Source organism: Streptomyces sp. NPDC046909 (assembly GCF_040644695.1).
Classification (GTDB): Bacteria; Actinomycetota; Actinomycetes; order Streptomycetales; family Streptomycetaceae; genus Streptomyces.
Window position 1 is genome coordinate 454,222 of the sequence record NZ_JBEYXC010000003.1, and the last position, 11,931, is coordinate 466,152.

13 protein-coding genes are annotated in these 11,931 nt (G+C 69.0%); 6 read left to right on the plus strand and 7 right to left on the minus strand.

Annotated elements, in window-relative coordinates; genetic code table 11:
- Positions 1-94: 94 nt before the first annotated feature.
- Positions 95-838, plus strand: coding sequence for a DUF4142 domain-containing protein (locus ABZ928_RS10840; protein ID WP_361517634.1), 744 nt, complete (start codon positions 95-97; stop codon positions 836-838).
- Between the two features lie 21 nt (positions 839-859).
- Here ABZ928_RS10840 and ABZ928_RS10845 read toward each other — a convergent pair whose 3' ends face one another.
- Complete coding sequence (locus tag ABZ928_RS10845) at positions 860-2,548, minus strand: glycoside hydrolase family 13 protein (protein WP_361516892.1); 1,689 nt, start codon at positions 2,546-2,548, stop codon at positions 860-862.
- Between the two features lie 305 nt (positions 2,549-2,853).
- Here ABZ928_RS10845 and ABZ928_RS10850 point away from each other — a divergent pair, with 305 nt between their 5' ends.
- Positions 2,854-3,780 carry an LAETG motif-containing sortase-dependent surface protein gene (locus ABZ928_RS10850; RefSeq protein WP_361516894.1) on the plus strand — a complete coding sequence of 309 codons (927 nt, stop codon included), beginning with the start codon at positions 2,854-2,856 and terminating at the stop codon, positions 3,778-3,780.
- A 76-nt stretch (positions 3,781-3,856) separates the two neighbouring features.
- Here ABZ928_RS10850 and ABZ928_RS10855 read toward each other — a convergent pair whose 3' ends face one another.
- The 3 genes from ABZ928_RS10855 to ABZ928_RS10865 are packed head-to-tail and all read right to left on the minus strand — an operon-like array spanning position 3,857 to position 4,955.
- Positions 3,857-4,171: a hypothetical protein gene (locus ABZ928_RS10855; protein WP_361516896.1), complete on the minus strand. Its 315-nt coding sequence runs from the start codon at positions 4,169-4,171 to the stop codon at positions 3,857-3,859.
- Complete coding sequence (locus tag ABZ928_RS10860) at positions 4,168-4,455, minus strand: hypothetical protein (RefSeq protein WP_361516898.1); 288 nt, start codon at positions 4,453-4,455, stop codon at positions 4,168-4,170. The genes ABZ928_RS10855 and ABZ928_RS10860 overlap by 4 nt, the downstream gene beginning before the upstream one ends.
- A 59-nt stretch (positions 4,456-4,514) precedes the next feature.
- Entirely contained in the window at positions 4,515-4,955 is a 441-nt protein-coding gene (locus ABZ928_RS10865) for an ATP-binding protein (RefSeq protein WP_361516900.1), read from the minus strand.
- A gap of 192 nt (positions 4,956-5,147) precedes the next feature.
- On the opposite strand from ABZ928_RS10865, the gene ABZ928_RS10870 reads away from it, so the two are divergent.
- The 4 genes from ABZ928_RS10870 to ABZ928_RS10885 all read left to right on the plus strand — a co-directional run bounded on the left by ABZ928_RS10870 (position 5,148) and on the right by ABZ928_RS10885 (position 7,477).
- Entirely contained in the window at positions 5,148-6,026 is an 879-nt protein-coding gene (locus ABZ928_RS10870) for a helix-turn-helix transcriptional regulator (protein ID WP_361516902.1), read from the plus strand.
- A gap of 6 nt (positions 6,027-6,032) precedes the next feature.
- Positions 6,033-6,224 carry a DUF397 domain-containing protein gene (locus ABZ928_RS10875; RefSeq protein WP_361516903.1) on the plus strand — a complete coding sequence of 64 codons (192 nt, stop codon included), beginning with the start codon at positions 6,033-6,035 and terminating at the stop codon, positions 6,222-6,224.
- 193 nt (positions 6,225-6,417) lie between these two features.
- Entirely contained in the window at positions 6,418-6,672 is a 255-nt protein-coding gene (locus ABZ928_RS10880) for a hypothetical protein (protein WP_361516904.1), read from the plus strand.
- A gap of 199 nt (positions 6,673-6,871) precedes the next feature.
- A complete protein-coding gene (locus tag ABZ928_RS10885) occupies positions 6,872-7,477 on the plus strand; it encodes a hypothetical protein (RefSeq protein ID WP_361517670.1) in 606 nt (201 codons plus the stop codon).
- A 496-nt stretch (positions 7,478-7,973) separates the two neighbouring features.
- Here ABZ928_RS10885 and ABZ928_RS10890 read toward each other — a convergent pair whose 3' ends face one another.
- The 3 genes from ABZ928_RS10890 to thrS all read right to left on the minus strand — a co-directional run bounded on the left by ABZ928_RS10890 (position 7,974) and on the right by thrS (position 11,777).
- Entirely contained in the window at positions 7,974-9,482 is a 1,509-nt protein-coding gene (locus tag ABZ928_RS10890; protein ID WP_361516906.1) for an ATP-binding protein, read from the minus strand.
- A 90-nt stretch (positions 9,483-9,572) separates the two neighbouring features.
- Positions 9,573-10,535, minus strand: coding sequence for a nucleoside hydrolase (locus ABZ928_RS10895; RefSeq protein WP_361516908.1), 963 nt, complete (start codon positions 10,533-10,535; stop codon positions 9,573-9,575).
- A 27-nt stretch (positions 10,536-10,562) separates the two neighbouring features.
- Positions 10,563-11,777 carry a threonine--tRNA ligase gene (thrS, locus tag ABZ928_RS10900; RefSeq protein WP_361516909.1) on the minus strand — a complete coding sequence of 405 codons (1,215 nt, stop codon included), beginning with the start codon at positions 11,775-11,777 and terminating at the stop codon, positions 10,563-10,565.
- Between the last annotated feature and the right edge of the window lie 154 nt (positions 11,778-11,931).

Here is an 11,931-nt window from a genome sequence, read left to right on the forward strand (position 1 = left end):
ACCGTGGCTCCCCGTCCGTACTCAGGGGTCGACCAACCCCGATCGGACAGGAGCCACGGTGCGCTTTTCGCGGAATGCCACGGGGACGCTCTTCGTGGGCGGTGCCCTCAGCCTGACCATCGTCGCGCTCGCGTACCCGGCGATGCTCGGCTTCGACAAGGTGTCCACCGCGCAGGACCGCGTGATCGCGCAGACGCAGTGGGGTCCGCTGACCGAGCAGGACCGGGACTTCGTGGTGAAGGTGCGGGCGGCGGGCCTGTGGGAGTACCCGCTCGGGAAGATCGCCCTCCAGAAGGGGACGACCCAGGCGGTGAAGACCGCGGGCCAGCATCTCGTCGACGGTCACGCGGCCCTGGACACCACCTGCCGCAAGATCGCCCCGATGCTCAACATCACCCTGCCGAACGTGGCGAGCCCGCAGCAGGTGGGCTTCGTGAACCAGATCAACGCCGAGACCGGCAAGGCCTTCGACACCGACTTCGCCAACATCCTGCGCACCACGCACGGTTCGATCTTCAACACGGTCGCGAAGATCCGCTCCACCACCAAGAACTCCCTGGTGCGGGCGCTCGCCGACCAGGCCAACGACACGGTCCTGGACCACATCACGGTCATGGAGAAGACCGGCTTCGTCGACTTCGACCAGGCCCTCTTCCAGCAGACCACCCCGCCGAAGCTCCCCACCGTCGACCTGACCCCGCCGGCCCCCGCGCCCGGCGAGCCCCTGGTCGTCCTCACCGCCCCGCCGAACGCGACCTCCACCCCGGTGGCGATCCCCGGCGAGGGCACGGGAGCGGGCACGGGGGCGGGGGCCAGCCCGAACCCGACCATCGGCTAGCAGCCACAGGAAACCGGGGAGCTAGCCCAGCCAGACCGTGGTGTCAGGACCCAGCGTCCCGTCCTCCTCCAACGGGCCGCTGGCGACCAGCACTTCACCGGCCGGCAGCGCGACCGCCGCTCCGGACAGATTGGCGACACACCGCCACCCGTCATGCCGTACGAAGTCCAGGACCCCGTCGGGACTGTCCGCGCTCCACGTCAGCGTCTCGCCCTCCAGCAGCTTGCGGCGCAGCTTGAGGGCCGTGCGGTACAGCTCCAGCGTCGAGCCCTCGACGCCGTCCTGCGCCTCGACGGAGTACGCCGCGAAGCTCTCCGGCTGCGGCAGCCACGCGCCGCCCGCGCCGAAGCCGTACGACGGTCCGGTCCGTGTCCACGGCAGCGGCACCCGGCATCCGTCGCGCCCCTTGCGGACGCGTCCCGTCTGCTCCCAGATCGGGTCCTGGAGCACCTCGACGGGCAGGTCGGCGACCTCGGGCAGGCCGAGTTCCTCGCCCTGGTAGACGTACGAGGATCCGGGCAGCGCCAGCATGAGCAGCGTGGCGGCACGGGCGCGCCGCAGCCCTGCCGCCGGGTCGATCCGCGGGGCGTGGCCGCCGGAGAGCAGCCAGGCGTTCTCGTCGGTGCCCGGCGGGAGCATCAGGCGGGAGGTGTGGCGTACGACGTCGTGGTTGGAGAGCACCCAGGTGGCCGAGGCGCCGGCCTCGCGGGCGCCGGCGAGGGAGTCGACGATGACCTCGCGGAGCTGTACGGCGTCCCAACCGGCCAGCAGATAGGCGAAGTTGAAGGCCTGGCCGAGTTCCTCCGGGCGGGCGTAGAGGGCGCGTCTGGCCGCGCTCGGCACCCAGGCCTCGGCGACCGCCATGCGGGGCGGGCGGTAGGAGTCGAGGACCCGCCGCCAGTCGCGGTAGATCTCGTGGACCTCGTCGCGGTCGAAGAAGGGGTGGGTGCCGGGCGCGAACCGGGTCAGCGCGTCCTCGCCGCTCAACTCTGGTGCGCCCAGGTCGCGGAGAGGTTCGGTCAGGTCCTTGGCGAGGGCGTGGGCGACGTCGACGCGGAAGCCGTCGACGCCCCGGTCGGACCAGAAGCGCAGGGTGGTGCGGAAGTCGGCGCGGACCTCGTCGTGGTCCCAGTTGAAGTCGGGCTGCTCGGGGGTGAAGAGGTGGAGGTACCACTGCCCGTCCGCGACCCGCCGCCACGCGCTGCCGCCGAACACGGACTGCCAGTCGGTGGGCGGGAGTTCACCGTGTGCGCCGCGCCCGTCCCGGAAGACGTACCGCTCGCGGGCGGCGGACCCGGGCCCGGCGGCGAGGGCCTCCTGGAACCATGCGTGGAGGTGGGAGCTGTGGTTGGGCACGAGGTCGACGATGACCTTGAGGCCGAGCCGGTGGGCCTCGGCGGCCAGGGCGTCGAAGTCGTCCAGGGTGCCGAGCCGGGGATCGACATCGCGGTAGTCGGCGACGTCGTAGCCGCCGTCGGCCAGTTCGCTCGGGTAGAAGGGGCTGAGCCACAGGGCGTCGACGCCGAGGCCGCTGAGGTGGGGGAGGCGTTCGGTGACGCCGTTCAGGTCTCCGAGCCCGTCGCCGTCGGCGTCACCGAAACTGCGGGGATAGACCTGGTAGATGACGGCCTGCCGCCACCAGTTCGGGTCCTTGGACGAGAGGTCGGACGACAGGTCGGATGAGAGGTCGGACGAGAGGTTGATCGTCACGCATTCTCCTGGCTGATCCGTGCGGGCGGAAAAGACCAACAAAAGGGAATCTGTCCACAGCGGCGGAAGGACAAAACCCCGCACTACCGGAGGGGCCCGTTCCCCGTGTGGCGGAATTGTGATGGCTTATGAACAGACCTTGCATTCCCGCAGGTTGACACCGTTCCTGGCCGAGATCCACGATGTCCGCACGCTGTGGCGCATGTGACCAATGGGCCCGGTGTTGCGCGGGGTTTCTCCGCGCCCTTTCAGCGTTCTCAGATCGATTCACAGATCGATTCACCCTCCACCCTGATGGGATACGGATGTCCATAGCGAGACGTGTCATCGTGCGCCGCCTGCTGGGGACGGGCGCCGCGACGCTCGCCATCTGCGCTGCCACCGCCTCCGTCGCCGCGGCCAGTGACTGCCCCGGCGGCAAGGGCTGGGACGACGGCGGCAGCTACAAGCCCGGCACGGGTGCCGGCACCGAGACCGGGACCGAGCTCTGCGAGTTCTCCCTCGACGGCAAGAACTTCTTCCCCTCCGTCAAGGTCGACGACCAGAACCTCAAGCCGACCGAGGACGGCAAGGTCCACGTCACCGTCCGCACCGCGGGCAACGCGTCCACCTGCACGGCCTCCCTCGCCTCCTACCGGGCGCACGGTCCCACCTTCGCCACCTCCGGCGAGCAGGTCTTCCACGACTTCGACACCGTGACCGTCAAGGCCGGCGGGACCGACACCCTCGACATCGCGATCCCGGACCTGGGCTGCTACGCGCAGGTCGACCTCTACCGGGGCGCCACCAAGTTCGACGGCAAGCTCGACGCCAACGACGGCTTCCAGCACGGCGACCTGCCCAAGGGCCCCGACCACCCGGTCATCAAGGACAAGCTGATCGCGGCCTGGAACGGCGGCACCAAGGACTGCACGTCCCAGCCGTCCCCGACCCCGACGCCGACCCCGTCCGCCTCGGAGTCCACCCCGGCCGAGGAGACCACCCCGCCGGCGTCCGAGTCCGAGACCCCGACCCCGTCGGCCTCGGAGTCCACCCCGGCGGACGAGGACACCCCGTCGGCCTCCACGTCCACCACCGCCCCGGCCGCCACCCCGAACGGCGACACCGGCGACCTCGCGGAGACCGGCGCCAACAGCAACACCCCCGTCATCGTCGGCGGCGCGGCCGTGCTGCTGCTGGGCGGCGCGGGCATCGTCCTGGCGACGCGGAAGCGTAGGGCGACGCGCGCGTAGTTCGTAGGACGCGGTGAACGCCGGGTGACTGGAGGGTTCAGTTGCCCGGCGTTTTGCTGTGGGGGTGGCGGTAGGCCTAGAAGCCGGCGTCGCCGCCCGCGAAGCGCACGGGGGACACGAGCGCGATACGGACCAGGCCGGGCTCGGGAGGCGGGGCATCGTAGACGTAGGTGACGGTGAGGGCGGGTGTTTCTCCGCGCCCTTCGATGCGGGTCGTGTAGATCTTCATGCCCCCGAGGGCACCGCGAGCGCGTCGGCCGAGTTCCGGATTTTTCTCCAGTTCGGCCCGCAGGGTCTCGACGGCTTCGAGCGCTCCAGGGCCGATGGCCTGACAGCGGGCACGTGCCTCGTGCGTGATCTCGGCGACGGCCCGAGGCTGTGCGTCGGTCACTGGCTGGTCCCCCGGGTCGCCTGGATGTCGGCCACGGCCGCTGAGACGGCGGCGTCGAAGCCGGGATCCTGACGGGCGATGATCCGCCCCCGGAACTCCTCGACCAGGCGGACGACACCGGAGAGGTCAGCGGGGTCGGCATGGTTGATCTCGCGGGCCAGCTCTGCCTCGAAGTCATCGGCGTCACCGGGGAAGCTGTAGCCCATGATGAGCGCTGCGCGGACCTGACCGATGGTGCGCATGGGCGGGAGGTGCGATCCAGAACCTGCGGCGTCAGTGGTCATGGCGGTCTGCGCTCCCTCTGCGTGGTGTCTGTTCCACAGTACGATGCGCGGCCTGTACATCACCCTCGCTCGCCTCCCCTCAGAAGATCCAGCTCCGCCCAGACGGTCTTGCCGACGACGAGTTGCTCCACGGCCCAGCGGCTGGCCAGCATGCGCACGATGAGCAGACCCCGGCCGAACTGGTCGTCGGGGTGCGAGGGGCGACTGTCCGGAAGCCGTTCCCCTCTCGGGTCAGTGACGGCCACCCGGAGGGCCGTGCCGGTCAGGGACGTCTCCACGCGGAAGAGACGGTCCCGGAGGCAGCCGTGCAGCAGGGCGTTCGTGCACAACTCGCTTGCGAGGATGGCCAGATCGCCCGCCGCGTCGGGATGGCCCCAGTCGACGGCGAGTTGAGCGACGCGTCTGCGGGCGAGGGGGATGCTGCGGGGGTAGGGCGCGTAGCTGATGGTGTCGTGGCGGTCGTAGTGCTTGGGGTTCGGGGGAGGGCATGCGTCGGTCACGGAATCCTCCGGGGTTCTGGGGTCGGGGGTGGGGGGTCGGGGTGGCTCCGCCGTGCGGGCAGCACGGTGCACTTCCGCCAACTGGATTCGTTGGGTGGTCGATTGAGCACTTACGGTAGCCATGAGAGGCTAATGGCAGCAATCGAACACGGCAGATATTTTGCTGCCCTTCTGAGGTGGAGGGATCGCTGCATGGGCAACAACCCCGATCGCGGACGGACCATCACGACTGTTCTGGGGCGCAGACTGGGCGGCGAGCTGCTGCGCATGCGCGAGGCGAGCGGTCTGCGCCAGTCCCACGCCGCCGAAGCGCTGACGGCATCTGTCACCAAGGTCACGAAGATGGAACGCGGCGGTGTTCCCATGCGCGACCCGGACATCCGCGCCCTGTGCCATCTGTACGGCGAAACCGACGAAGCCGTGATCGGACGGCTACTGGCACTGGCGCGGACGGACCGCGATCGCCGCAAAGCCAAGGGATGGTGGAACGAGTACCCGCAGCTGGCGGCACAAGTCGAATACGTCGCCTTGGAGGACATCGCGACGGAACTTCGGACTTGGCAACTCTCCTTCGTGCCGGGGCTCTTGCAGACGCCCGACTACGCTCGCGCCCTGGCGGTCGGGAACGGGGCATGGGAAGACCTCGACGAGATCGAGACCTTCGTCGAGGCGCGAATGGCCCGACAGGCAAGGCTGACCGGTGAACGTCCCCTGCAACTCTGGGCGTTGTTGCACGAAGCGGTGCTACGGCAACTGGTCGGTGGACGCGACGTCATGCGAGCCCAGTTGGAGCACCTGTCGGACATGGCCCGTCTGCCCAACGTGCATGTACAGGTCGTACCGTTCATCGCGGGTGCCCACCCTGGAATGACCTGCGCCTTCACGGTGGTCTCCTTCGCGGAGGCCGGCGCGGCGGACGTCGTACAGGTGGATACCTTGTCGACGAAGCTCTGGCTGGAGAGCGAGACTGATGCCGCGCACCACAACGCGACCTTCGATCGCATCGCGCGGCTCGGGTTGGCGCACAGCAACTCCGTCACACTCATCGACAGCATCCGCAAGGAGATGTAGGCCACCGTGTCCGAGTTCGAGTTCAGGAAGTCCACGTACAGCAGCGGCGACGCACACGGCGAGTGTGTCGAAGTAGCCCGCAACATCCCCAGCACCGTGGCAGTACGCGACTCCAAGTCCCCCGACGGACCAATACTCCACGTGCTCCCCGGCACCTGGGCGAGCTTCCTCGATCGCATCGACCGCTTCCCGGCGTAAGCCACGCGCGGGCCAGGCAGTACTACCGCCGGCATCGCACGGCCGTAGAGTTCGTCGAGCCCGACCAGCAGGCCATGCTCCGGTCTGCCTCGGCCCGCAAGGCGTCACTGAAACCGGCCACTCACGCCCACTGGGAGTACCGGGTTGCGTACGCTGGCGCGACCTATAGAGCCTGTATGACCCGGAGGTCTGTATGGCTGATCAGCCCATGAAGGCGCACTTCTCCGAGATCGTCGCCCTGCCCGATGGCCGGAAGGTCCGTGTCGCTGCATACCCCGATGGCAGCATCCGGTTCCGCGTGGATGGGCTTCCCTATGTGCTGACCGAGGCATACCTCAGCGGCAACCCCGAAAAGGACCAGGCGATCCTGAAGATCTCGCCGGGCAAGCAGGGAAGTAACGCCTCCCACAACTACGTGGAATGGCTTGAGGGCAAGCAGAGCAGGTAGGCACCAAACCCGTGGGCGAACTATGGGCAGAGAGACCGCTGGAGTGTGTTGTGCTGGCCAGACGATCTCCCTGGGACCGTCTCGGCCGACTGCAGTTGCGGTTGTTTCTGTACTTCGCTGCTACGGCAGTGGTCCTGATGACGGCGCTGCCTGCTAGCCCCCACACTGGGGAGTTGGGATTGCGTCGGACGGGGGGCCGATGGACACAGCCGGGGCGTTCTGGGATGGCAGCGGATCAGCCCTGCTGGGGGCTGCGCTCTCTGGTTTTCTAGCCGTGGGGACGTTCTATGCCACACGTTGGCATGAACGGAAGGCGGCCCGTGAACAGCTGGCCTACCAAGCCGCGGAGGACATAGCGCGAGCCCTACTTGAACTGGAGGGTGTACTAGATCCACCTCCGTGGGGCGGCGAACGTGGAGACTGGAAAGCGCTCTGGAAGGCCGCCGATGACTTTGGAGACGTCTGCATCGTCCGCAACGCCGCTCTGTCCGAATACTCCCTTCTCCGCGCCGTGGCAGAGATCTACAACATGGTTTACGACGCGCTCCGGATCATGCGACGCCAGGCGAGTGATGATCCAAGTCCCGTGGCTGGCGTGGACGTCGACACCATCATCCGGGAGACCACCGCGTACCTGGAGGAGGTCGTCAACGTGCTGATCGAATGGCGCCGCACGTCAGTGGCCCGTACGCCGCATGTTCCTGACCTGCCGTGGCGGCAGTTGCTGGAACCAGAACCTCCGAGAATGATCTATCCGATCGCTCGGCCACGCTGGAGGCTCTCAAGCCAGTCCTCGAATGAATAGAAACACCCCATCTTGCCTGCCCGGCGGAAACCCGAGAGGCATGCCGCCGAGACGACGACCCAGCGGCCACCACGGCGGGCGCTTCATCCTCGGCTAGCGCCTCCGGGTACTGCTCCAGGCCGATCACCCCATGCCTGAGCACCTCTTCCGCGTCCGCCAAGTCCGTCCGCACCCACACCAGTTCGGCTTCGAGTTCCTCCACTCGCACCGCCGCGGCCTTCCGTCGTGCCTCCAACACCGCCCGCATCGACGGCATCCGCCACCTCCACCGCAACGCGCTCAACAACGAGTCGCGGCTCCCGCAACGGCCGCAATCCCATGTCTGACCAGCAGAATCCGCACACGAGGTTCGGAAAGAGAACGGCCTCTAAAGCCGCGTAGCCGACCGCCCCAGCCACGACGTAGCCCTTCTCTGGCATCACGGGGCTGCATGCTTTGAGCGCGGCACGGGGAGCGGGGCGAGCCGTCTTGAAGAACCAGTAGAGAAACTTGTAGCTCAGTAGGGCGTACGCCGGCCGTAGAGCTCCTCCAACCCCACCAGCAACACCCCGCCCCGTTCAGCCTCAGTCCGAAGAGCCTCGCTGAAGCCGGCCGCGCTGAAACACGCGAGCCCGCAGCCCGTAGTGTCCATCCCGCGCCCGGACAGCAGATCCCGGGCTCTCGCCAGCCGTTCCAGATGGTTGAGGCCCATGACGGTCCCCCACTTCGCCTCGCCGAGCAGGGTGACGGCGGGCCGGTCGCCACCGGAGCCGCGTTCGACGACGGCGACGTCGACCTGGATCGGGCGGCGCTCCTGAGGGTCGGTCACCACGCCGGTGCCGACCTCGCCGAGCGCCGTGCCGAGCAGAGAGCGCCCTGGTCCGAGCACGTACTCCCGGCACATGGCCTCGAAGTGCGGGCCGGCCACCTGTGCCGCGAAGCGCTCCGCCGACTGCGCCCACACCTCTGTGGCCTGACCGCTCTCCAGCCGCGGCCAGGCCGGGCGCATGACGGCCTCGTAGAAGTTGATCAGCGGTTCGGTGATGCGGTACTGCGACTTTCCCGCCCGGAAGATGTCCGCTTCCCGTTCGAGCAGGTGGCTGTCCTCCAGGACATTGAGCGGATGGGAGATGTCGACGGACTTGCGGCCGATGTAGCCGGCGATGCCGCCACGCGTCGTATTGCCCTGAGCCACGGCCGCGAGTACCGAGTGGTACAGCGCGGTGTCACGGATGTCCGCCTCCTCGGCGAGCAGGTAACGCGCCTCGCGGAAGAGGGGGCTGTACGGCGACAGGACGGTCCGGCACACCCAGTCGTCGAAGTCCCGCAGGCCGACAGGAACGTCGTCCGCAAGGAACTGCCGACGGTAGGCGGGGGTGCCCCCGACGACGGCGTGCAGCCGCGCGGCGAGGGCGGGTTCGTCGGCGACGCCCCAGAAGTCCGCCGCGGGCCGGTACCCGAAGGGCCGCACCACGAGTTCGAGCTGGGCGCGTCCCCGTAGCGGAGCGGTACTGGCCAGCAGTCCGCCCATGACGGACATCGCCGAGCCGCACAGCAGGAGCCGCATGCGGCTCTCCTCCACCTGGAAGCGGTCGATCACGCGCTGGATGAGGGAGGGGAGCTCCGGGGCCACCTTGGTCAGATAGGGGAATTCGTCGATGACCACGAGAAAGGGACGGTCCGGCCCCGCCCCGCTGCCGGGGGAGGCCAGCCCGAAGAGGTAGGAGATCGCGTCGTCCCAGCTGCCGAAGGTGAACGCCGCCGGGGAGCCTGTGTGCTCGGCCAGGGCAGCGCTGAACTGGCGAAGGGATTCCGCCTCGGTCCCGGCGGTGGCCCCGAAATAGAAGCCGCCGCACTGCTCGACGAGCGCCCGCAGGAGATACGTCTTCCCCATCCGTAGCCTGCCGCTGACCACCCCGAGCATGGCGTGCGGCAACGGCCGGTTCACGAAAGTGGTGAGCGCGCCCCACTCGGAGCTGCGATCGAAGACACGTGGAGGCTTCTCCGGTCCTGCCTGATGTTGCACAGCGACCCCTCGGAATCCGCGGATCTGTTTGTTAGGACTACACCCCTAAGGGGTGTAGTCCTAACGGGCGCCCACCGCCGCGAGTCCCACTCAGGCGCCCTCGACCACCGTCAGCCACAGCTTCACGTAACGCTCGACATCCACGTCCAACCCCACATCCACCAGGGCAAGTTCCCGCTCCCCTTCATGAATCTCGGCCTCTCCAGGCCGCGGACGCCGATCCACGATCGTCTGCCCCCGAGTCGCCCCCGGCGCCAGACTCACCTCGACCGGCAGCAGCTCCGTCGTCAGCCCGCCCGGGTCCGCGACCGCGCACACCGCCCCCGCGTCCCCAAGTCCCCCCGTCGGGGTGGGATCCCCGGACGTCGCCGGGTCCCGGTGGGCCAGCAGCTCCCCGGCCAGCCGGAGCCGCGGCTCCGAACTCGCCCGCAGCCGCTGCACATCCGCCGCCGGCACGAGCACCTGCTTGAAGACGTCCAGCCCGTACATGGTGATGGGCACGCCCGCCGTGAGCAGCACCGCCGCCGCCTCAGGGTCGTGCCACACGTTGAACTCGGCGACCGGCGTCGCGTTCCCCGTCGCCACCGCGCCGCCCATGAACACGATCCGCTCGATGTTGCGCACCACCTCCGGGTGGGTCCGCAGCAGCAGCGCGATGTTCGTCAGCGGCGCCGTGGGGATCAACGTCACCGGTCGCGGCGACGCGAGGATCTCCCGCCGCAGCAGCGTCACCGCGTCCACGTCGACCGCCCGCCGGGTCGGCGCAGGCAGCCCGAGGTCGCCCATCCCGTCCTGCCCGTGCACATGCGACGCCGTGCGCAACGGCTCGACCAACGGCCGCTCGGCACCCCGCGCGACCGGGATGTCACCGGCCCCGGCCTGCTCCAGAACGGTCAGGGTGTTGCGTACGACGCCGTCGACGTCGGTGTTCCCGGCCACGCAGGTGATCGCGCGTACGTCGAGACCGGGGTGGCGTACGGCGAACAGCAGGGCCAGGGCGTCGTCCACGCCGGTGTCGCAGTCGATGATCACGGGAATGGGCTGGGCGGTCACGGTGGACTCCTTCCGTCGGGACCGACCTTACGCAGCCGCCCAGAGTTCGGCCCCGCGAGCCTCGACGACAGCCCGGACGCGGTGCAGCAGTTCGTCCACCGGTACGACCCCGGGCTTACGTCCGTCCCGCAGCCGTACGGCGGCCAGGTCGCCGTCGGCCTCCCGCGCCCCGACGACCGCGACGTACGGCACGAGCCGCGCCTCCCGGATCCGCGCGCCGAGGGTGCCGTGCTCGGGACCGGCGAGTCCGGCCCGTAGCCCGAGGTCGAGAGCACGTCGTACGACCTTCTCCGCCTCCTCCGCCTGCCCGTCCCCCACCGGGAGGACCGCGATCTGCACGGGCGCGAGCCACGCCGGGAACGCCCCGCCGTGCTCCTCGATGAGGTGCGCGACGGCCCGTTCCACGCTGCCGATGATGCTGCGGTGCACCATGACCGGCCGGTGCTTGGCGCCGTCGGGGCCGATGTAGTGCAGGTCGAAGCGTTCGGGCTGGTGGAAGTCGATCTGGACGGTGGAGAGGGTGGCCTCGCGTCCGGCGCGGTCGACGATCTGCACGTCGATCTTCGGCCCGTAGAAGGCGGCCTCGCCCTCGACGGCCTCGTACTCGACGTCCTCCAGCACCTGTTCCAGGAGTGCGGTGGCCCGTCGCCACAGCTCCGGGTCGGCCACGTACTTGTTGCCCTCGCCCGGCAGCGACAGCCGGTAGCGGGCGGCGCGGATGCCGAGGTCGGCGTAGGCGCGGCGGATGAGGCCGAGGGCGGCGCGGGCCTCGTCTACGGCCTGGTCGAGGGTGCAGAAGATATGGGCGTCGTTGAGCTGGATGGCCCGGACCCGGGTCAGGCCGCCCAGTACGCCCGACAGTTCGGATCGGTACATGCCGCCCAACTCGGCCATCCGCAGGGGGAGTTCACGGTACGAGTGCGCACGGGACCGGTAGATGAGCGCGTGGTGCGGGCAGAGGCTGGGGCGCAGTACGACCTCCTCGCTGCCCAGCTTCATGGGCGGGAACATGTCCTCGCTGTAGTGGTCCCAGTGCCCCGAGATCTCGTACAGCTCCCGTTTGCCTAGCACGGGCGAGTACACATGCCGGTACCCGGCACTCTGCTCGGCCTGTCTGACGTACTCCTCCAGGGTGTGCCGCACGACGGCCCCGTCCGGGAGCCAGTACGGCAGCCCCGCGCCCATCAGGGGGTCGGTGTCGAACAGATCGAGCTCGCGGCCGAGGCGGCGGTGGTCGGACATGACGGTTCCTCTCCGGTTCGTACGAGAGGGACGAGAGCCACGCAGCAGAAAACCCCGGGGCCCTCGCCCCGGGGTTCGCGTCAGCTCATGGGTCAGCGCGCCGGGACGTGGTCCGGCGTCGTCGTGGAAGACAGGCGGGCGCGCTTCATGGGCG

Bases quoted from the DNA above. Each gene is read 5' to 3' on its own strand.
- ABZ928_RS10860 (WP_361516898.1), bottom strand. From the start codon at position 4,455: ATGACCACTGACGCCGCAGGTTCTGGATCGCACCTCCCGCCCATGCGC.
- thrS (WP_361516909.1), bottom strand. From the start codon at position 11,777: ATGTCCGACCACCGCCGCCTCGGCCGCGAGCTCGATCTGTTCGACACC.
- ABZ928_RS10870 (WP_361516902.1), top strand. From the start codon at position 5,148: ATGGGCAACAACCCCGATCGCGGACGGACCATCACGACTGTTCTGGGG.
- ABZ928_RS10885 (WP_361517670.1), top strand. From the start codon at position 6,872: ATGGACACAGCCGGGGCGTTCTGGGATGGCAGCGGATCAGCCCTGCTG.
- ABZ928_RS10850 (WP_361516894.1), top strand. From the start codon at position 2,854: ATGTCCATAGCGAGACGTGTCATCGTGCGCCGCCTGCTGGGGACGGGC.
- ABZ928_RS10880 (WP_361516904.1), top strand. From the start codon at position 6,418: ATGGCTGATCAGCCCATGAAGGCGCACTTCTCCGAGATCGTCGCCCTG.